General features: G+C 33.4%; 30 protein-coding genes and 1 pseudogene. All 31 read left to right on the forward strand.

Features of this window, described 5'->3' with window-relative positions:
* The first annotated feature begins 10 nt into the window (after positions 1-10).
* Positions 11-418: a 50S ribosomal protein L22 gene (gene rplV, locus ACSSV5_RS04930; RefSeq protein ID WP_211065930.1), complete on the forward strand. Its 408-nt coding sequence runs from the start codon at positions 11-13 to the stop codon at positions 416-418.
* 8 nt (positions 419-426) lie between these two features.
* Positions 427-1,140: a 30S ribosomal protein S3 gene (rpsC, locus tag ACSSV5_RS04935; protein ID WP_454245006.1), complete on the forward strand. Its 714-nt coding sequence runs from the start codon at positions 427-429 to the stop codon at positions 1,138-1,140.
* Positions 1,141-1,152: 12 nt separating this feature from the next.
* A complete protein-coding gene (gene rplP, locus ACSSV5_RS04940) occupies positions 1,153-1,572 on the forward strand; it encodes a 50S ribosomal protein L16 (protein ID WP_454245007.1) in 420 nt (139 codons plus the stop codon).
* A gap of 8 nt (positions 1,573-1,580) precedes the next feature.
* Positions 1,581-1,772, forward strand: a complete 192-nt coding sequence (gene rpmC / locus ACSSV5_RS04945; RefSeq protein WP_211065927.1) for a 50S ribosomal protein L29 — start codon at positions 1,581-1,583, stop codon at positions 1,770-1,772.
* Between the two features lie 12 nt (positions 1,773-1,784).
* Complete coding sequence (rpsQ, locus tag ACSSV5_RS04950; protein WP_211065926.1) at positions 1,785-2,042, forward strand: 30S ribosomal protein S17; 258 nt, start codon at positions 1,785-1,787, stop codon at positions 2,040-2,042.
* A gap of 2 nt (positions 2,043-2,044) precedes the next feature.
* Positions 2,045-2,413, forward strand: a complete 369-nt coding sequence (gene rplN, locus ACSSV5_RS04955) for a 50S ribosomal protein L14 (protein ID WP_211065925.1) — start codon at positions 2,045-2,047, stop codon at positions 2,411-2,413.
* 10 nt (positions 2,414-2,423) lie between these two features.
* Positions 2,424-2,738, forward strand: coding sequence for a 50S ribosomal protein L24 (gene rplX / locus ACSSV5_RS04960; protein WP_454245008.1), 315 nt, complete (start codon positions 2,424-2,426; stop codon positions 2,736-2,738).
* A gap of 2 nt (positions 2,739-2,740) precedes the next feature.
* Positions 2,741-3,292 (forward strand): 50S ribosomal protein L5, encoded by a 552-nt coding sequence (rplE, locus tag ACSSV5_RS04965; RefSeq protein WP_211065923.1) that lies wholly within the window; start codon positions 2,741-2,743, stop codon positions 3,290-3,292.
* Position 3,293: 1 nt separating this feature from the next.
* Positions 3,294-3,563, forward strand: coding sequence for a 30S ribosomal protein S14 (rpsN, locus tag ACSSV5_RS04970; protein WP_211065922.1), 270 nt, complete (start codon positions 3,294-3,296; stop codon positions 3,561-3,563).
* 19 nt (positions 3,564-3,582) lie between these two features.
* Positions 3,583-3,981 carry a 30S ribosomal protein S8 gene (gene rpsH / locus ACSSV5_RS04975; protein WP_454245009.1) on the forward strand — a complete coding sequence of 133 codons (399 nt, stop codon included), beginning with the start codon at positions 3,583-3,585 and terminating at the stop codon, positions 3,979-3,981.
* A gap of 20 nt (positions 3,982-4,001) precedes the next feature.
* Positions 4,002-4,544, forward strand: a complete 543-nt coding sequence (rplF, locus tag ACSSV5_RS04980; RefSeq protein ID WP_211065920.1) for a 50S ribosomal protein L6 — start codon at positions 4,002-4,004, stop codon at positions 4,542-4,544.
* A gap of 2 nt (positions 4,545-4,546) precedes the next feature.
* The gene (gene rplR / locus ACSSV5_RS04985) at positions 4,547-4,897 is read left to right on the forward strand and encodes a 50S ribosomal protein L18 (RefSeq protein WP_211065919.1); all 351 of its coding nucleotides are present in this window, start codon (positions 4,547-4,549) and stop codon (positions 4,895-4,897) included.
* A 4-nt stretch (positions 4,898-4,901) separates the two neighbouring features.
* Positions 4,902-5,426 carry a 30S ribosomal protein S5 gene (gene rpsE / locus ACSSV5_RS04990; RefSeq protein ID WP_211065918.1) on the forward strand — a complete coding sequence of 175 codons (525 nt, stop codon included), beginning with the start codon at positions 4,902-4,904 and terminating at the stop codon, positions 5,424-5,426.
* Positions 5,427-5,438: 12 nt separating this feature from the next.
* Positions 5,439-5,621: a 50S ribosomal protein L30 gene (gene rpmD, locus ACSSV5_RS04995; protein WP_138932474.1), complete on the forward strand. Its 183-nt coding sequence runs from the start codon at positions 5,439-5,441 to the stop codon at positions 5,619-5,621.
* Positions 5,622-5,632: 11 nt separating this feature from the next.
* Positions 5,633-6,085, forward strand: coding sequence for a 50S ribosomal protein L15 (gene rplO / locus ACSSV5_RS05000; protein WP_454245010.1), 453 nt, complete (start codon positions 5,633-5,635; stop codon positions 6,083-6,085).
* 10 nt (positions 6,086-6,095) lie between these two features.
* The gene (gene secY / locus ACSSV5_RS05005; protein ID WP_454245011.1) at positions 6,096-7,439 is read left to right on the forward strand and encodes a preprotein translocase subunit SecY; all 1,344 of its coding nucleotides are present in this window, start codon (positions 6,096-6,098) and stop codon (positions 7,437-7,439) included.
* A gap of 2 nt (positions 7,440-7,441) precedes the next feature.
* Positions 7,442-7,657: a translation initiation factor IF-1 gene (gene infA, locus ACSSV5_RS05010; RefSeq protein WP_125087435.1), complete on the forward strand. Its 216-nt coding sequence runs from the start codon at positions 7,442-7,444 to the stop codon at positions 7,655-7,657.
* A 4-nt stretch (positions 7,658-7,661) separates the two neighbouring features.
* Complete coding sequence (ykgO, locus tag ACSSV5_RS05015; RefSeq protein WP_015361145.1) at positions 7,662-7,778, forward strand: type B 50S ribosomal protein L36; 117 nt, start codon at positions 7,662-7,664, stop codon at positions 7,776-7,778.
* A 2-nt stretch (positions 7,779-7,780) separates the two neighbouring features.
* Complete coding sequence (rpsM, locus tag ACSSV5_RS05020) at positions 7,781-8,155, forward strand: 30S ribosomal protein S13 (RefSeq protein WP_211065915.1); 375 nt, start codon at positions 7,781-7,783, stop codon at positions 8,153-8,155.
* Positions 8,156-8,157: 2 nt separating this feature from the next.
* On the forward strand, positions 8,158-8,541 hold the full coding sequence (rpsK, locus tag ACSSV5_RS05025) for a 30S ribosomal protein S11 (protein ID WP_125087437.1): 384 nt from the start codon (positions 8,158-8,160) through the stop codon (positions 8,539-8,541).
* 67 nt (positions 8,542-8,608) lie between these two features.
* The gene (gene rpsD, locus ACSSV5_RS05030; protein WP_211065913.1) at positions 8,609-9,214 is read left to right on the forward strand and encodes a 30S ribosomal protein S4; all 606 of its coding nucleotides are present in this window, start codon (positions 8,609-8,611) and stop codon (positions 9,212-9,214) included.
* 20 nt (positions 9,215-9,234) lie between these two features.
* Complete coding sequence (locus tag ACSSV5_RS05035) at positions 9,235-10,227, forward strand: DNA-directed RNA polymerase subunit alpha (RefSeq protein WP_454245012.1); 993 nt, start codon at positions 9,235-9,237, stop codon at positions 10,225-10,227.
* 26 nt (positions 10,228-10,253) lie between these two features.
* Positions 10,254-10,683: pseudogene (gene rplQ / locus ACSSV5_RS05040) on the forward strand (50S ribosomal protein L17); the annotation flags it as partial.
* Positions 10,684-10,945: 262 nt separating this feature from the next.
* Positions 10,946-12,049 carry a glutamine-hydrolyzing carbamoyl-phosphate synthase small subunit gene (carA, locus tag ACSSV5_RS05045; protein WP_454245013.1) on the forward strand — a complete coding sequence of 368 codons (1,104 nt, stop codon included), beginning with the start codon at positions 10,946-10,948 and terminating at the stop codon, positions 12,047-12,049.
* 155 nt (positions 12,050-12,204) lie between these two features.
* Positions 12,205-13,500 (forward strand): phosphopyruvate hydratase, encoded by a 1,296-nt coding sequence (gene eno / locus ACSSV5_RS05050; protein WP_454245014.1) that lies wholly within the window; start codon positions 12,205-12,207, stop codon positions 13,498-13,500.
* 159 nt (positions 13,501-13,659) lie between these two features.
* Positions 13,660-14,943, forward strand: coding sequence for a citrate synthase (locus tag ACSSV5_RS05055; RefSeq protein WP_454245015.1), 1,284 nt, complete (start codon positions 13,660-13,662; stop codon positions 14,941-14,943).
* 224 nt (positions 14,944-15,167) lie between these two features.
* Entirely contained in the window at positions 15,168-15,680 is a 513-nt protein-coding gene (azu, locus tag ACSSV5_RS05060; protein WP_211065909.1) for an azurin, read from the forward strand.
* 64 nt (positions 15,681-15,744) lie between these two features.
* Positions 15,745-16,089 carry a DUF3024 domain-containing protein gene (locus tag ACSSV5_RS05065; RefSeq protein ID WP_211065908.1) on the forward strand — a complete coding sequence of 115 codons (345 nt, stop codon included), beginning with the start codon at positions 15,745-15,747 and terminating at the stop codon, positions 16,087-16,089.
* A gap of 184 nt (positions 16,090-16,273) precedes the next feature.
* On the forward strand, positions 16,274-16,597 hold the full coding sequence (locus ACSSV5_RS05070) for a helix-turn-helix domain-containing protein (protein WP_454245016.1): 324 nt from the start codon (positions 16,274-16,276) through the stop codon (positions 16,595-16,597).
* Positions 16,594-19,098, forward strand: a complete 2,505-nt coding sequence (locus ACSSV5_RS05075) for a DNA cytosine methyltransferase (protein WP_454245017.1) — start codon at positions 16,594-16,596, stop codon at positions 19,096-19,098. The genes ACSSV5_RS05070 and ACSSV5_RS05075 overlap by 4 nt, the downstream gene beginning before the upstream one ends.
* Entirely contained in the window at positions 19,095-20,297 is a 1,203-nt protein-coding gene (locus ACSSV5_RS05080; RefSeq protein ID WP_454245018.1) for a hypothetical protein, read from the forward strand. The genes ACSSV5_RS05075 and ACSSV5_RS05080 overlap by 4 nt, the downstream gene beginning before the upstream one ends.
* The last annotated feature ends 4 nt before the right edge of the window (positions 20,298-20,301 follow it).

The raw sequence follows: 20,301 nt of genomic DNA on the forward strand, positions 1-20,301 counted from the left end.
ATAGACTATCATGGGAGTTAGAAAAAAACAACGTGCTGAAGCTATAAAAGAAAGGAAATCTAATTTGGCGTATGCTAAATTAAACAACTGCCCTACTTCGCCAAGAAAAATGAGATTAGTGACTGATTTGGTCAGAGGTATGGACGTTGAAAAAGCTTTACAAGTTTTAAAATTCAGCAAAAAAGAAGCCGCACAACGTGTAGAAAAACTTTTGCTTTCAGCTATTGCCAATTGGCAACAAAAAAATGAAGATGCTGCTATAGAAAACGCTGGGCTATACATCAAAGAAATAAAAGTTGATAGTGCTAGAGTTTTAAAAAGATTAAGACCTGCTCCTCAAGGAAGAGCACACAGGATAAGAAAACGTTCTAACCACGTTACTTTAATTTTAGGTGAAAATAATAATTTAGATAGCTAAGATATATTATGGGACAAAAAACAAACCCGGTAGGAAATAGATTAGGAATTATAAAAGGTTGGGAATCCAACTGGTATGGTGGTAATGATTATGGTGATAATATTGCTGAAGACGATAAAATCAGAAAATATATTCACGCTAGACTGTCCAAAGCCAGTGTATCTAGAGTTATCATCGAACGTACACTTAAAATAGTAACCGTTACAATTACTACTGCAAGACCTGGAATTATAATTGGTAAAGGCGGTCAAGAAGTTGATAAATTAAAAGAAGAATTAAAACAACTCACCAACAAAGAAGTTCAAGTAAATATTTTTGAAATTAAAAGACCTGAACTTGATGCGTTTTTAGTTGCTTCAAGTGTAGCAAGACAAGTTGAAAATAGAATTTCATACCGTAGAGCTATCAAAATGGCCATTGCTGCAACTATGAGAATGAATGCAGAAGGCATAAAAATTCAAATTGCTGGAAGATTGAATGGTGCAGAAATGGCACGTGTAGAATCTTACAAAGAAGGCAGAATCCCATTATCAACCTTTAGAGCTGACATTGATTATGCCTTAGTTGAAGCCCATACAACATACGGAAGATTAGGGATTAAAGTTTGGATTATGAAAGGTGAAGTGTATGGAAAAAGAGAACTTTCACCACTTGTAGGATTACAGAAAAAAGGAGGAAAAAACACTAAGTCTAATCGCTCAAGAGATAGACGTAGAAAATAAAATATTGTAAGCATGTTACAACCAAAGAAAACCAAATTTCGAAAGCAACAAAAAGGCCGAATGAAAGGTAACTCTAATAGAGGACACCGACTTTCTAATGGTACTTTTGGTTTGAAGTCTTTAGACTCATCTTTTATAACTTCAAGACAAATTGAAGCCGCTCGTATTGCTGCCACAAGATATATGAAAAGAGAAGGCTCTTTGTGGATAAAAATATTTCCAGATAAACCTATCACTAAAAAACCTCTCGAGGTTAGAATGGGTAAAGGAAAAGGTGCATTAGAATATTATGCAGCTGTTGTTAAACCAGGAAGAATTATGTTTGAAATAGGTGGTGTAACTCAAGATATCGCTAAAGAAGCTTTAAGACTTGCAGCACAAAAATTGCCAGTTAAAACAAAGTTTGTTGTCGCTAGAGATTATCAAGAATAAAAACGATTATGAAACAATCTGAAATAATAAAATTATCTGACGCTGATTTGGTTGAAGCCTTAGAAACAACCAAACAGAAAATATCTGAACTCAAAATGGCTCATACTTTGACACCATTAGAAAACCCAATGCAAATCAGAACATTACGAAGATCTGTTGCAAGAATGAATACAGAAATCAGCAAAAGAAATTTAGTTTAATTCCTCAAAATAATGGAAAAAAGAAATTTAAGGAAAGAACGTATAGGTGTTGTAACAAGCAATAAAATGCTTAAATCAATAGTCGTGTCTGAAGTAAAAAAAATCAAACACCCTATCTACGGAAAATTCGTTCTAAAAACAAAAAAGTATGTAGCCCACGATGAAAAAGATACGTGTAACGAAGGCGATACTGTTAAAATAATGGAAACAAGACCTCTGAGCAAAACAAAGCGTTGGAGATTAGTTGATATAATTGAAAGAGCTAAATAATTATGGTACAACAAGAATCAAGATTAAGAGTAGCCGATAATACTGGTGCCAAGCAAGTTTTGGTCATTAGAGTATTAGGTGGTACCAAAAAAAGATACGCAAGCGTTGGTGACAAAGTTGTCGTCAGTGTAAAAGAAGCCACACCTAATGGTAGTATCAAAAAAGGTGCAGTATCAACAGCTGTAATTGTAAGAACCAACAAAGAAGTCAGAAGACCCGATGGCTCTTACATCAGATTTGATGATAACGCATGTGTTTTGTTAAACCCAACTGGTGAAATGAGAGGAACACGTGTTTTTGGTCCAGTTGCAAAAGAATTGAGAGAAAATAAATTCATGAAAATCGTTTCATTGGCACCTGAAGTGCTTTAAAACTATAATGATGAAAAAGTTTAAAATCAAAACAGGTGATACTGTTCAAGTTATAGCCGGTGAAAATAAAGGTCAAGAAGGCAAAGTTTTAAAAGTATTATACGATTCTGAGAAAGTTATTGTAGAATCTGTTAATATGATTAAAAAACACCTCAAACCAAGTGCTCAAAATCCACAAGGTGGTATTCAAGAAAAAGAAGCCCCTATACATATTTCAAATGTAGCACTAATAGATAAAAATGGAAATCCAACTCGTGTTAGATATGAAATTCAAGACGGAAAAAAAGTAAGGGTTTCAACAAAAACTAACGAAGTAATCAGCTAGTTATGGAATATATACCTAGATTAAAAAAAGAATATCAAACAAGAGTTAAAAAGAATCTTGTTAAAGAGTTTAGCTATTCTAATACCATGGAAACCCCAAAACTTCAAAAAATTGTTTTGAGTAGAGGTGTTGGAGAAGCTATTGCAGACAAAAAACTTATTGATCAGGCTGTTGATGAACTCTCTAGAATAGCTGGTCAAAAAGCAGTACCAACTGTATCCAAAAAAGATGTCGCATCTTTTAAATTAAGAAAAGGAATGCCTATCGGTGCTAAAGTAACTTTAAGAGGTCATAGAATGTATGAATTCCTAGACCGGTTGATTACTTCTGCCCTACCTCGAGTAAGAGATTTTAGCGGTATAAACCCTGATGGTTTTGACGGAAGAGGAAATTATAATCTGGGAATTACAGAACAAATCATTTTTCCAGAAATAAATATAGATAAAGTAAATCGTATCTCTGGTATGGACATCTCATTTGTAACGTCAGCTGATACCGATAAAGAAGCAAAAGCATTATTAACAGAATTAGGTTTGCCTTTTAAAAAGAATTAATATGGCTAAAGAATCAATGAAAGCTCGCGAAGTAAAACGCGAAAAATTAGTAGAAAAATATGCTGAAAAGCGTAAACGCCTCAAAGAAGAAGGCGATTATGAAGCACTACAAAAGTTGCCTAAAAATTCTTCTCCTGTAAGACTGCACAACCGTTGTAAACTTACTGGAAGACCAAAAGGCTATATGAGAACGTTTGGAATTTCTCGTGTTATGTTTAGAGAAATGGCAAATAAAGGTTTAATTCCAGGTGTTAAAAAAGCAAGCTGGTAATTTTTAAAAGCAATATAAAATGAATATAGATCCTGTATCAGATTATTTAACCAGAATTAGAAATGCTGTCGCTGCTGGGCATAGAACGGTAGAAATACCAGCTTCTAATCTTAAAAAAGAATTGACAAAAATTCTTTTTGACCAAGGTTTTATTTTAAGCTATAAATTTATAGATGACAACAAGCAAGGTGTCATCAAGATAGCTCTTAAATATGATAAACTTAGCCAAGAACCTGTAATAAAAAAGATTCAGCGTATCAGTAAACCTGGTTTGAGAAAATATGCTGGTAGCAATGAAATACCCCGTGTACTCAATGGACTTGGAATTTCAATTGTTTCAACTTCAAAGGGCTTAATGACAGGAAAACAAGCACAAAGAGATAATGTTGGTGGAGAGTTGCTCTGTTACGTATATTAATATAAGATAAAAGATTAGTTATGTCTAGAATAGGAAATAGTCCAGTAAAAATACCAGAAGGTGTCGAGATTAAACTCGAGGACAACTCTATATCAGTTAAAGGTAAGCTTGGTGAACTCACTCAAAAATTTGAAGACGTTAAAATCAAGCAAGAAGATGGTGAAATTATCGTAGAACGACCAAACGATAACAAAAATATAAAATCTAAACACGGTTTATATAGATCTCTCATCAACAACATGATAACAGGAGTAACTAAAGGTTACTCAAAAGAATTAGAACTTGTAGGCGTAGGTTACAGAGCATCCAATCAAGGTCAAAAATTAGATATCGCTATTGGATTTTCACACAATATAGTTATTCAACTCGCCCCAGAAATAAAAGTTGAAACTGCGAGTGAAAAAGGCAAAAATCCAATCATAAAATTAACATCACACGATAAACAACTTGTTAATCAAGTTGCAGCTAAAATCAGATCATACAGAAAACCAGAACCATACAAAGGTAAAGGAATTAAGTATGTTGGTGAATACATAAGAAGAAAAGCAGGTAAATCAGCATAATTATGAGATTTTCTAAACAAAAAAGAAGAAAAAAGATTCATCAGAGAATCAGAAAAAGTATAAAAGGTACAGCAACTAAACCAAGATTATCTGTTTACAGAAGCAATTTTGAGATTTATGCTCAACTCATTGATGATGTCAATGGCAAAACACTTGCCTCAGCATCTTCAAGAACTGATGCTTCAAAAGATAAGCCTAAAGTTGAACGCTCTAAAGCAGTTGGTCAAGCCATCGCTGAAAAAGCAAGTAAAATCGGTATCGAAGAAGTTGCTTTTGATAGAAGTGGCTACCTGTACCACGGTAGAGTTAAATCATTGGCTGAAGGAGCCAGAGAAGGTGGATTAAAATTTTAATTATATGTATCAAAATTATAAAAACGTAGAGTTTGTTAAGCCTGGAGGTTTAGATTTAAAAGATAGACTAGTAGGGGTTCAACGTGTTACTAAAGTAACTAAAGGTGGTAGAGCTTTTGGGTTTTCTGCTATAGTTGTTGTTGGTAATGAAAATGGCGTTGTAGGTCAAGGTCTTGGCAAGTCAAAAGAAGTTGCTGATGCTATTGCAAAAGCAGTTGAAGATGCTAAGAAAAACTTGATAAGAATTCCTCTAAACAAAGGAACCTTACCACACGAGCAAAAAGGAAAATATGCTGGAGCAAAAGTTTCTCTTTTTCCTGCATCTGAAGGTACTGGTGTAATTGCCGGCGGTCCCACTAGAATTGTATTAGAATCTGTTGGAGTTCATGATGTATTGTCAAAAAACCAAGGTTCTACCAATCCTCACAACGTAGTAAAAGCTACTTTTGACGCACTCTTACAATTAAGAAATGTCGATACAGTTGCAAAGCAAAGAGGAATATCAATAGATAAAGTATTTAACGGATAATAGCTTTTGAAAATGTCAAAAATATTAGTTACTAAAACAAAAAGTGCCATCAAGAGAACTAAACAACAAAAGTTGACTCTTGAAGCATTAGGTTTAAAAAAAATAGGTCAAAGTGTTGAACATCAAGATACACCAAATATTTTGGGTATGATTGATAAAGTCAACCACTTGGTAAGTGTAGAAAAGATTAAATAAGATTATCAACTATGAAATTACATCAATTAAAACCAGCAAAAGGCTCTGTAAAAGGAAAAACAAAACGTCTCGGACGTGGTGAAGGTTCTGGAACTGGTGATACAGCTGGTAGAGGCCATAAAGGTGCTAAGTCAAGATCTGGGTATTCTAGAAAAATTGGATTTGAAGGTGGTCAAATGCCTTTACAAAGACGTATTCCTAAGTTTGGATTTAACAATATCAACAGAATTGAATACAAACCTGTCAACCTCTCAGATCTTCAAGCTTTAGTTGATAACAAAAAAATTAAAGACAGCGTTGATTCTGATATCCTTAAAAATTTAGGTATTATCAAAAAAAATGACCTTGTCAAAATTTTAGGCAATGGCGAATTAAAATCTAAATTGAAAGTTCAAGCACATAAGTTTTCAAAATCAGCTAAGGAAGCAATTGAAAAAGCCGGTGGAGAAGCTATAACATTATAATATTTACTCGATGCAATTTATTGAAACGATAAAAAATATTTGGAAAATAGACGAGCTCAAAAACAGAATTCTTCTGACTTTGGGCTTATTAATCGTTTATAGATTTGGAGCACAAGTTGTTCTACCAGGTATAGATGCTTCTCAGTTAGCAAGTTTAGGAAGTCAAACTGAAGATGGTATTTTAGGCTTATTAAACGCATTTACTGGTGGTGCATTTTCAAACGCTTCAGTCTTTGCATTGGGTATTATGCCTTACATCTCTGCTTCTATTGTCGTTCAATTGATGACTATTGCTGTCCCCTACTTACAAAAGCTTCAAAAAGAAGGTGAAAGCGGAACTAAAAAAATTACTCAAATTACACGTTGGCTAACCATTGGTATTACTTTAGTACAAGGTCCTGGATATATTTATAACTTATACAATATTTTACCCGACGACGCATTTATGGTTCAAAGTAATACAATGTTTATTACCTCTGCAGTAATAATCCTTACAGCAGGTTGTATTTTTGCAATGTGGCTAGGTGAAAAAATAACTGATAAAGGTGTTGGTAATGGAATTTCATTACTTATAATGGTAGGTATTATAGCCAGATTACCTCGTTCATTTGCACAGGAATTAGCTTCCAGAACTGGTGATGATGGTTCAGGTGGTTTAATTTTAATATTAATTGAACTTGTGATTTGGTTTGTTATTATTCTTGCCTCTGTTTATTTAGTAAAAGCAGTAAGACAAATACCTGTTCAATATGCAAGAAAAAATGCTTCTGGTAAATATGAGAAAAATATATTTGGTGGAGCAAGACAATTTATACCTTTAAAACTAAATGCCTCTGGCGTAATGCCAATTATATTTGCTCAAGCCATCATGTTTGTCCCCGCTGCACTTGCAGGATTATCTGACACGGCAACTGCTCAAGGTATTGCAGCTGAGTTTAATGATATGTTTGGATTATGGTACAATGTTGTATTTGGCTTACTCATCATTATTTTCACATATTTTTACACAGCTATTACCGTACCAACTAATAAAATGGCAGACGATTTAAAAAGAAGCGGTGGATTTATCCCAGGCATAAGACCAGGAACAGAAACCGCAGAATACCTCGACAGAATTATGTCTCAAATCACTTTACCTGGTTCTGTGTTTTTGGCAATCATTGCTATATTCCCAGCAATTATTGTTTCCCTACTTGGTGTGCAATCGGGCTGGGCTTTATTTTTTGGTGGTACATCTTTAATAATTATGGTTGGTGTTGCAATAGACACTATAGATCAAATTAATGTTTACTTATTAAATAAACATTACGACGGATTAATGAAATCAGGCAAAAACAGAAAAGCAGTAGCATAATTATGGCTAAACAACCTTCAATAGAACAAGATGGAACTATTATAGAAGCATTGTCCAATGCAATGTTTAGAGTAGAACTTGAAAATGAGCACGTAGTAACTGCTCATATATCTGGTAAGATGAGAATGCATTACATTAAATTATTACCAGGCGATAAAGTAAAATTAGAAATGAGTCCTTATGATTTAACTAAAGGACGTATAACTTATAGATATTAATATTATGAAAGTAAGAGCATCAATCAAAAAGAGAAGTGCAGATTGCAAAATCGTAAGACGTAAAGGAAGACTTTATGTTATTAATAAAAAGAATCCAAAGTTTAAACAAAGACAAGGTTAATTATGGCAAGAATAGCAGGTGTTGATATCCCTAAACAAAAAAGAGGCGTAATTGCTCTAACCTATATTTTTGGTATAGGTAAGTCAAGAGCACAAAGAATTCTGAAAGAAGCTAAAGTTGATCCAAACAAAAAAGTTTCTGACTGGAATGATAGTGATGTCTCTGGCGTTCGTAACGCTGTTTCGCAATTTACCATAGAAGGCGAATTAAGATCACAAACTCAAATGAACATCAAACGTCTTATGGATATTGGTTGTTATAGAGGTGTTAGACACAGATCGGGTTTACCTTTAAGAGGTCAGCGAACTAAAAACAACTCACGTACACGAAAAGGTCGAAGAAAGACAGTAGCTAACAAGAAAAAAGTAACTAAATAATCATGGCTAAATCAACAACAAAAAAGCGTAAAGTCACAACAGACGCCTTTGGTGAAGCTCACATATTTGCTTCATTTAACAACATAATTGTTTCTTTAACCAACAATAACGGTGAAGTCATATCATGGTCTTCAGCTGGTAAAATGGGTTTTAGAGGCAGTAAAAAAAATACCCCTTACGCCGCTCAACTCGCTGCAGAAGATGCCAGTAAAGTTGCTCACGAAGCAGGACTAAGAAAAGTGAAAGTTTATGTAAAAGGTCCTGGCAATGGAAGAGAATCAGCTATTAGAGCATTGCACAATTCAGGCGTTGAAGTTACTGAAATTATAGACGTTACTCCTATTCCTCACAATGGTTGTCGTCCACCTAAAAGAAGACGTGTTTAATCGAATAAAAAATAAGGTTATCGAAGGAAAGACCTTAATTCATAACCTATAACCTAAATACTTAGAAATGGCAAGATACACTGGTCCTAAAACTAAAATTGCTCGTAAATTTGGCGAGCCTATTTTCGGCGATGATAAATCGTTTGAGAAGAAAAAATATCCACCTGGTCAACATGGCAACAACAGAAGACGTGGTAAAAAATCTGAATATGCTATCCAATTAATGGAAAAGCAAAAAGCAAAATATACCTATGGTATTTTAGAGCGTCAATTCAGAAATATGTTTGAAAAAGCTAACAGTGCAAAAGGTATTACTGGTGAAGTTTTACTTCAAATGTGCGAAAGACGTCTCGACAATGTTGTTTACAGATTTGGTCTATCACCTTCTAGAAGTGGAGCAAGACAATTAGTTTCACACAAACACATTACAGTAAATGGCGAAATTGTAAATATCCCATCTTATCAGCTAAAAATCAATGATATTGTAGGCGTTAGAGAAAAATCTAAATCTTTAAGCGTTATTGAAGAATCACTATCAAACTCTTCAGCTGTTTATGAATGGTTAAGTTGGAATTCAGAAAAAAAAGAAGGTACATTCGTTAGCGTTCCTGAAAAAACACAAATTCCAGAAAACATTAACGAACAGTTTATCGTCGAATTATACTCTAAATAATAATTAGATACTACAACACTATGGCATTATTCAATTTTCAAAAGCCCGATAAAGTAATTATGATAGACTCTTCTGAGTTTGAAGGTATATTTGAGTTTAGACCTTTAGAACCTGGATACGGTCTTACCGTAGGTAATGCTTTACGTCGCGTTTTATTATCTTCTCTTGAAGGTTTTGCAATTACTTCGATTAAAATAGAAGGAGTCGAACATGAGTTTTCTACAATCCCTGGCGTGGTGGAAGATGTTACTGAAATTATACTTAATCTTAAACAGGTTAGATTCAAACAACAAATAGAAGATAATGATACAGAATCTGCTGTGATTAGCGTTTCTAATCAAAATCAACTCACGGCTGGTGATTTTCAAAAACACCTCTCTGGATTTCAAGTATTAAATCCTGATCATGTTATTTGCAATATGGATAAAAAAGTATCCTTAAATATGCAAATCACAATTGAAAAAGGAAGAGGATACGTTCCTGCCGAAGATAATAAAAAAGACGAATTACCATTAGGAACAATAATTACAGATTCTATCTATACGCCTATCAAAAATGTTAAATACAGCATTGAAGATTATAGAGTAGAACAAAAAACTGATTATGAAAAATTAGTTTTTGAAATTGTTACCGATGGCTCTATTCATCCTAAAGATGCTTTAACAGAAGCTGCTAAAACATTAATTCATCACTTTATGCTTTTCTCAGACGAAAGAATTACTCTTGAAACTGAAGAAATGGCACAAACCGAAACTTATGACGAAGAAGCACTTCATATGAGACAGCTTCTGAAATCTAGACTCTCAGATCTTGATTTATCTGTAAGAGCACTTAACTGCTTAAAAGCTGCTGAAGTTGAAACCCTTGGCGACTTGGTTTCTTACAACAAGAATGATTTGATGAAATTTAGAAACTTCGGTAAAAAATCATTAAGCGAACTTGAAGAATTAGTCAGCAATAAAGGTCTTGATTTCGGTATGGACTTATCTCGATACAACCTTGAAAAAGACTAATTAAAAGCCTCTAAAAAATATTTAAAATGAGACACGGAAAGAAATTTAATCACTTGAGTCGCAAGACCGCCCATAGAAAATCTATGTTGGCTAATATGGCTTGCTCTCTTATAGAACATAAAAGAATCAATACAACTCTCGCTAAAGCAAAAGCCTTAAGAACTTTTGTTGAACCTCTAGTTACTAAATCTAAAACCGATACCACTCATAACAGACGTATTGTGTTTTCAAAAATTAGAGATAAATATGCTGTGGCAGAATTGTTTAGAGAAGTTGCACCAAAAGTAGCCTCAAGACCTGGTGGATATACAAGGATTATCAAATTAGGTCACCGACTTGGCGATGCTGCTGAAATGGCAATGATAGAACTTGTAGATTTCAACGAGATATACAACCCTAAAGGCAAAAAGAAAAAGAAATCTACACGCCGTGCTGGTAAAAAAGTAACTTCAGATCAACCTGAAACTAATGTTGAATCATCTCCAAAAGAAGATTCTAAAACTAAAGAAGACAACAACAAAGTTGAAGATAAAACTGAAGCTAAGCCAGAAAAAAGCGAAGCTAAAGCTGAATCTAATAAAAGTGAAGCCAAAGAAAAATCTTCTGATGAAAATAAACAATCAAAAGATGACGAAAAAAAATAATTATAACATCAATTATATTTACTAATTTTAAGGGATAAATTAAATATTTATCCCTTTTTTTATATTTATACATTATGAGATACCACAAAAAAATAGATGCCATTCTTATCCTAGAAGATCACACTCAATTTAAAGGCAAAGCCGTTTCAAACAACCAAGATACTGCGTTTGGAGAGATTTGTTTCAACACTGGTATGACAGGTTATCAAGAAATTTTTACCGATCCTTCATATCACGGACAACTCATGGTTACGACCAACGCACACATTGGAAATTACGGCACTCACACCGACGAAAATCAATCCAACTCTCCAAAAATAGCAGGGCTTATTTGTAAAAATTTTAGCTACAATCCATCTCGAGCATCTTCAAATCTATCACTTGAAGACTTTTTAAATCAATCTAATCTCTTTGCTATATCAGATTTAGATACTCGAGCTTTGGTTCACCATATTAGACAACACGGAGCCATGAACGCTGTTATTTCTACTCAACTCGACAAAATAGATCAATTAAAAGAACAACTAAAGACCTATCCCAAAATGGACGGTCTTGAATTAGCTTCAAAGGTTTCAACACAAAAACCTTATTATTTTGGAAACAAAAATTCAACCTATAAAATTGCAGTATTAGATTTAGGAGTTAAAGCTAATATTTTAAAATATCTGTCACAAAGAGAAGCTTATTTAAAAGTGTTTCCATACAATAGCAGTTTAGAAGACTTGATGTCGTTTGAGCCAAATGCTATTTTTCTATCCAACGGTCCTGGAGATCCACAACCCTTGAAGTCAGCTATTGAGTTAGCAAAATCTGCTATCGACAAAAATATTCCTACATTTGGAATATGTTTAGGACATCAAATCATTGCTTTATCTCAAGGTATTTCAACTTTCAAAATGCACCATGGACATCGTGGAATCAATCACCCTGTAATGAATTTAGTAACAGGCAAATCTGAAATCACATCTCAAAATCACGGTTTCGCCGTAAATAAAGATGAAGCAGAAAATCATTCTGACATAGAAATCACGCATATACATCTCAATGATCAAACTTTGGCTGGTTTCAGACTTAAAGAAAAAAAATGCTTTTCTGTTCAATACCATCCTGAAGCTGGTCCAGGACCAAATGATGCCAACTATTTATTTGATGATTTTTACAAAATGTACGCTTCATAAAAAAGCAACTCAGTTTATCGCTTTATAAGTTTCATAAAATACGTAATTGATATTTCTCAATCGATTTAGTTATCAATGGTAGAAAATATTGATTTTAAATTATCATTTAATCTGTTTGAAATTCGTAAATTGCAGACACACAAAACCAAACAAAAATGAGTATAATATTAGACATTCACGCAAGACAAATTTTTGATTCAAGGGGTAATCCAGCCTTAGAAGTAGATGTTACAACCGAAACAGGCGTTCTCGGTCGATTTGCTGTACCTTCTGGTGCTTCAACGGGCGAACATGAAGCTGTTGAACTAAGAGATGGAGACGAATCTTATATGGGCAAAGGCGTTTCAAAAGCTGTTGACAACGTTAATAATTTAATCGCTGACAAATTATTAGGATATTCAGTTTTTGAACAAACCGAAATTGACGAATATTTGATTGAACTTGACGGCACACCAAACAAAGCAAAACTCGGTGCAAATGCCATTCTCGGAGTTTCACTTGCAGTTGCCAAAGCCGCTGCTAATGAACTACAACAGCCTCTATACAGATATATAGGTGGCGTTTCTGCAAATACTTTACCCGTTCCTATGATGAACATCATCAATGGCGGTTCGCATAGCGACGCCCCGATTGCCTTTCAAGAGTTTATGATCATGCCCGTAAAAGCCTCAAGCTTTACACACGCTATGCAAATGGGAACAGAAATTTTTCACAACTTAAAAAAAGTACTTAAAAAACGTGGCTTATCTACTGCAGTTGGCGATGAAGGTGGCTTTGCTCCTGAATTAAATGGGACCGAAGATGCTTTAGACTCAATTAAACAAGCTGTTGAAAACGCAGGATACAAATTTGGTGATGAAGTTATGATTGCCCTCGATTGTGCTGCCGCTGAATTTTTCGAAGACGGTAAATACAATTACAAAAAATTTGAAGGCGATTCAGGCAAAGTCAGAACTTCTGAAGAACAAGCCCAATATATCGCTGAACTAACCGAAAAATATCCCATTATTTCTGTAGAAGACGGCATGGATGAAAATGATTGGGACGGCTTTAAAATGCTCACTGACAAAATCGGTGATCGTGTTCAATTGGTTGGAGATGACCTATTTGTAACTAATGTAGAAAGATTATCCAAAGGAATTGAAGAAGGAATAGCCAATTCTATTTTAATTAAAGTTAACCAAATCGGAACACTTACAGAAACCATTGCTGCTGTAAATATGGCTAAAAATGCAGGTTATACCGCTGTGATGTCTCACCGTTCAGGAGAAACTGAAGACAATACCATTGCTGATTTAGCTGTTGCACTCAATACAGGACAAATCAAAACTGGTTCAGCCTCAAGAAGCGATAGAATGGCCAAATACAATCAATTATTAAGAATTGAAGAGGAACTTGGCCAAACTGCATATTTCCCTGGAACAGATGCTTTCAAAATAAAAATCCCTTAAAATTGATCAATATCATTTTTCAAATAACCTATTCTTCTTATTTTTAACAATAACTTAAGTTGAATAGGTTTTTTTTGGTTTTAGACTTAACGCCTATTTAACAATTCATTGCTTATCTTTGGTAAGTTTCACAATAGAATTAATCAAAAAAAATAAAATATGACAGCTAAAATTGAATTTGACGGAAAACAATATGAACTCCCTGTAATTGTAGGTACTGAAAATGAACATGGCATAGATATCTCTAAGCTAAGAAGCACTTCAAATGGTTTAATTACATTAGATCCAGGTTTCAAAAATACAGGATCTTGTGAAAGTGCAATTACTTTTTTAAACGGTGAACAAGGTATTTTGCGTTACCGTGGATATTCTATCGAAGATTTAGCTGAAAATGCAAGTTTCTTAGAAGTGGCTTACTTGCTAATTTTTGGCGAATTGCCATCTCAAGAACAACTAGACAAATTTCATCAAGACATCAAAAACGAATCTCACGTTGACGAAGAGATGAAAAAAATCCTTGATGGTTTTCCTCGATCAGCTCACCCTATGGGAGTTGTGTCTTCTTTAACCAGTGCTTTAATTGCATTCAACCCATCATCAGTAGATGTGAATTCTGAAGAAGAAATGTATAAATCTATCGTGAAGCTACTTGCCAAATTTCCCGTTTTGTGTGCTTGGGCTTTGAGAAAACGCACAGGACAACCTTTGGATTATGGAGACAGTTCACTCGGTTATGTTGAAAACATCCTTAAGATGATGTTCAAAAAAGCCAACGAAGACTACAAAATCAATCCCGTTGTAGCTTCAGCCTTAAATAAATTATTGATTCTACACGCTGATCACGAACAAAACTGCTCAGCCTCAACAGTAAGAATTGTAGGCTCATCTCACGCCGGATTATTTGTGTCTATCTCAGCAGGAATCAATGCACTTTGGGGACCACTTCACGGCGGAGCTAATCAAGCCGTTATCGAAATGCTAGAAGGTATCAAAAACGACGGTGGCGATACTAAAAAATACATGAGTAAAGCCAAAGATAAAGATGATCCTTTTAGATTAATGGGCTTCGGGCACCGTGTCTATAAAAACTTTGACCCAAGAGCAAAAATTATTAAAAAATCTGCAGACGATGTTCTCGGCGATTTAGGTATTGAAGATCCCGTTCTCGATATTGCCAAAGGTCTTGAAAAAGAAGCCTTAAAAGACGACTATTTTGTAAAACGCAAACTCTACCCTAATGTTGATTTCTATTCAGGTATAATTTACAGAGCACTTGGCATTCCAACAGAAATGTTTACCGTAATGTTTGCACTCGGTAGATTGCCTGGATGGATTGCTCAATGGAGAGAAATGCGCCTTAAAAAAGAACCTATCGGCAGACCAAGACAAATTTATGTTGGCGAAAATCACAGACCCTATGCCGAAATCAGCAAAAGGAAATAGTATTTTTTCAAAATTATTATAGGCTTCAAGCGGGCTTGCCTGTTAGAAAAGGCAGGCTATCCGCTTATTCCCGCACGTGTGGGAGATGTCTTGTATAATGTTCCAATAAATGTTTTAGTAGATATTTTTTCAGGAATTCCTAAGCCACATTTAGCAAAGTAATCGCTGAATTTTAGAATAAATACAAATCATCAAAATTGTTTAAAATCTTTATACCAAAAATTATGAAACTCTATCAAATTGCATTTTTATTTTCACTTCTCGTTTTAAGTTCTTGTGGAAATTCTAAAGATGATAAAAAAGAAGAAAAACAAAACATCAAAATCAATCAACCCGTAGCAGAAAAACAAAAAACCGAAGACGGTGTAACTGAAATTCTATTGACTGGCAATGACCAAATGCGCTATAATTTAAAAGAAATTAAAGTCAAAGCAGGAGACAAAGTCAAACTCACACTCAAACACATCGGCAAACTTGACGTAAATGTTATGGGTCATAATTTTGTTTTGCTTAAACCAGGAACCAATATCAATGATTTTGCTACAAAAGCAGTTGATGCCAAAGACAATAATTACATTCCCAAAAACACAAAAGCCGTTATCGTACATACCAAAATGATTGGTGGTGGCGAGCAAACTACAATTACATTTGATGCTCCAGAAAAAGGCGTTTACGATTTCATTTGCAGTTTTCCTGGTCACGTTGCTTTAATGCAAGGTAAATTTATTGTGGAATAAATATAGTTGTGAATGCTTTTCGTTATAATTGAAATGCTAACAGTTTCCATTTTAGAATCCAAATATGAGTAATAAGACAATCGACATAAATGAATCAACCATAAAAAATTTTGTTGAATCAATAAGACCTCAAGACCCTAAAATACGTCAAGAAGTTGATATGGGATATTCTTACGATGGTAAAACTGTTATTTTTTACGAAATAAGACCTTCTTGGGAAAATCCCGAAGAAATTCTTCAAATGGAATTCGCAAAAATCAGATTTTATAAGTCAAGACAAGAATGGAATTTATATTGGATGCGAGCAAGTGGTAAGTGGGAACTCTACGAACCTTATCCAGAATCTTCTTATTTGGATAAATTATTAGCTGTTATAAAAGAAGATAAACACGCTTGTTTTTTTGGGTAATAATGAGTTGAGCGTCAATGTAAAATGCCACCGCACGGTCAAGTAAATTTGTTTTTTGCCACACACGAGCCAACTGCTTAAAAAAAACAAAATAGCTTGCCTTTTCTCTCCGTCACCTGAAAAAAATTTTCTGATTTGATATAAAAATCGCAAATTATTTTTACATTTGCTAAAAATAGGTCAAATGACAAGTTTCGGACACTTTATAAAAACTGAGAGAGAAAAACGAGAATGGACACAAACCGAATTCGGAACGAAAATCGGATTAAATACAAGTGCCGTTAGTCGAATAGAAAATGGAAGTCAAAAATTCAGCAAATCAAAATTAAAAAAACTGTCTGAATTATTTGAAATTAACCTACAAGAAGTAACCGACCTCTTTTTTGCAGATAAATTTGTTAAGGAAGCCATAAAATATAAATGCTCTGATTCAATTTTTTCTGTTGCAGAAGACACAGCAAATTATTACCGAAACGTAAACGTAAAGCAAGGAAAATTAGAACTATGAAAAAACCATTAACATACATTAGTCTATTTAGCAGTGCAGGAGTTGGGTGTTATGGCTTTAAACAAAATGGTTTTGAATGCATTGCTACAAATGAACTTCTTACAAAAAGGCTAAAAATACAGGCTTTTAATAACAAATGTAAATACGACAGTGGTTACATTGATGGAGATATTACAAAACAAGATGTAAAACAAAAACTTCTTGATGAATTAGAATTTTGGCAAGAAAAACATAAAATTAAAACACCAGATGTTTTAATTGCAACGCCACCTTGTCAAGGTATGTCTGTTGCTAATCATAAAAAGAATGACGAAATAACAAGAAATTCTTTAGTTGTTGAATCAATAAAACTGACAAACAAAATACTACCGAAATATTTTGTCTTTGAGAATGTTAGAGCTTTTTTAAACACTACTTGTACTGACATTGATGGAATTGTCAAACCAATAAAAGAAGCCATAAAATATAATCTTGGTGGTAATTACAATATTCTATACAAATTTGTAAACTTTAAAGAATATGGCTCTAATTCAAGTAGAACAAGAACATTGGTTATTGGTGTAAAGAAAGATATTCCAAACATTACTCCTTATGATATTTTTCCCAAAAAACAAAAGGTAAAAACTTTACGGCAATTAATTGGTGACTTACCGTCTTTAAAAGAAATGGGGGAAATTTCAAACGACATTTTTCATTCGTACCGAGAATTTAATCAAAGAATGCTTCCTTGGATTGAAAATTTAAACGAAGGGCAATCTGCATTTGAAAACACTGAACCTGAAAGAATTCCGCACAAAATTGTTAAGGGAGAAATTGTTTACAACAAAAGTAAAAATGGAGATAAATATGCTCGTTGGTATTGGGATAAAGAAGGTCCTTGTGTACATACAAGAAATGACATTTTAGCAAGTCAGAACACAGTACATCCATCAGACAACAGAGTTTTTTCAATTAGAGAATTGATGCGAATGATGTCAATTCCAGAATCATTTGAGTGGTCGCATATCAAAACAGAAAAACTCAATCATCTATCTGAATTGGAAAAAAAGGCTTTTCTAAAAAAGGAAGAACTAAATATACGTCATTGTATAGGTGAAGCTGTTCCGACAGGAGTTTTTAAAAGTATTGCTTCAAACATTAAAAAAGCTAATAAAAATGAGAGTTTGTCAATCTCTCAAATAAAATCGCTTGAAAAAGAATATCAACTTAATGAAACTGACAACATAATTAACTTCATTAAATCTAACTTTAAAAAATATTCATTAAATAATATTTTTCTAATAGCTGAACACTCAAATTCGGAAAGACAAAAAACAAGTGCTTATTTTACGAGAAAAGACATTGCTTATTCAGTAATTAAGGATTTACCTCAATTTAAAAAGAAAAAGAAAATTAGAATTCTCGAACCTTCAGTTGGTGTTGGTAATTTTATTCCTTTGCTATTTAAAAAGTATGAAGATAAAGATGAAGTAATTCTTGATTTATGTGATATTGATAGTAATTCACTACAAATTTTAAAGGCAATTTTATCTAAAATTAAAGTTCCAAAAAACTTTAAAATTAATTTTAAGCATACCGATTTTCTTCGTTGGAATTGCAAAACAAAATATGACATTGTTGTTGGCAATCCACCTTATGGTAAAGTAACCAAAAATAAAGAACTGTTAGATTTGTATAAATTCCGAGCATACAATTCTGACACAAATAATATCTTTTCCTTTTTTATAGAAAAGTCATTGCGATTAGGAGATTTTGTCTCCTTAATCGTTCCTAAAAGTTTGCTTAATGCTCCTGAATTTGACAAAACAAGAGAACTTTTAACCAAATGTGATTTACAAAAAATTTGTGATTATGGAGAAAAGGCTTTTAAAGGTGTGAAAATTGAAACCGTTAGTTTTTTATGTTCTTCTACTGCTTCATCAACTGATAAAATTATAATTGAAAGTTATATAAGAAACACATACAAAGCAGAAAGCAAAGAGTACATCTTTTCTGAAGATTTCCCTTATTGGTTAATATACAGAAACAATAGTTTTGATAAGGTTGTTTCTAAAATGAAACTTGATATTTTCAATAGTTTTAGAGATAGACAAATAACCAAATCAATTACTCAAGATAAAGGAAAAATAAGAGTTCTAAAATCACGTAATATTGGTAGCAATGAAGTTAAAGAAATTGCAGGCTATGATTGCTATATTGATGAAATTGATGAATTAGCGGTTTCAAAATATTATAATGAATCTGATGTTGTAATGATACCAAACTTAACTTATTATCCAAGAGCAAGTTTTTTACCAAAAAATACAATCACCGATGGTTCAGTTGCTTTATTGACTTTAAAAAATGGAAGTCGTTTGCCAACGGAACAAGATTTAGAATTTTACAGCACAGAAGAATTTGAAAACTATTACAGAGTTGCAAGAAACTACGGAACAAGGTCTTTAAACATTGACAATAATTCTGTCTTTTTCTTTGGCTTATTAAAAGAACGTTCTAAATGATAGCAAAAATTGAAAAACATCTACAAAAATTTGATTTCGATGTAAGAAAAACAAAAGACGCAAGGTTTATGGATCAAAAAGTTACACCTGATGTACTTTGTATTATGGCCGATTGCGTTTTAAATTATGATGCCGACAAAAATCTTGAGTTTACCAAAGACGATATTTGGAGTGATGGCTATTTCAACACCAATGTAAAGGCAATTTTTAATAAGCCAGACGCACAAAACGAAACAACCAAACAAGAATACGACAAATTCACTTCACAGCCTTTAAGAACTTTAGCGTATGCAGGTATTTTGGAAATAGAGAAAGTTGGTCATAAAAATGTTTATAAAATATCAAACAGAGTAATACTTGAGTATATAGCAATGAAAGAGAGAAACGCCTATATATTTCTCTATCACTATTTACTAAAAGTGCTTTCTGACAGTAACGAGTTAAGGTTTTTTGATGGTTTTAAAAGAAAGTGTCTTAACGGCACTGTTGATAATGCAGACTTTCAAGACTTAAAAACTCGCTTTCAAAGATTTATCATAGGAAATACACCCATAAATGGAAAAACTGAAGTCAACAGGATTTTTTCAAAAATATTGAATATTTATGCAAGTGAGAATAATATACAAGGAACTATTAAAGGACGATTGTCCAAACATCAAATTTACTATACCGATTTAATGTACAATAGACCTAATTGGCGTGATGTTGGAAAAAGCAAAAGTATCTCAAGAAACGAAGCTGTCGAAGAACACGAATCTTTAATGATGGAACAAAACAAAGCATATTCAGATTATCAAGTGCAAAAAGCAATGAAGATGATTCGAAAAATGTACACAGAGAGCGAAGTTAAAGACCAATGGGCAAACGGTGAAGCAACACAAGTTCATCATATTTTTCCGAAATCAGAATTTCCAAAATTGGCACATTACCTTGAAAACCTAATAAAGATTACGCCAACTCAACATTACACAAAAGCACATCCAAACAATAAAACAGATGCGATAAACAAAGATTATCAATTGGTTTGTTTACTCGCAAAATCGGATAGCATTGAAACCTCTTTGAGAAAAGGAGAATTTGTGTACCGTAAAGAATCATTTGTTTATGTTATTAACACAGGTCTATCAAAAAACTTGGAGATTGACCTTAATTTCAAACAAATCAAAAGAGAGTTAACGAGAATTTATAATGTCGCTTAAATAT

The sequence above is a fragment of the Psychroflexus sp. MBR-150 genome, from assembly GCF_053628795.1.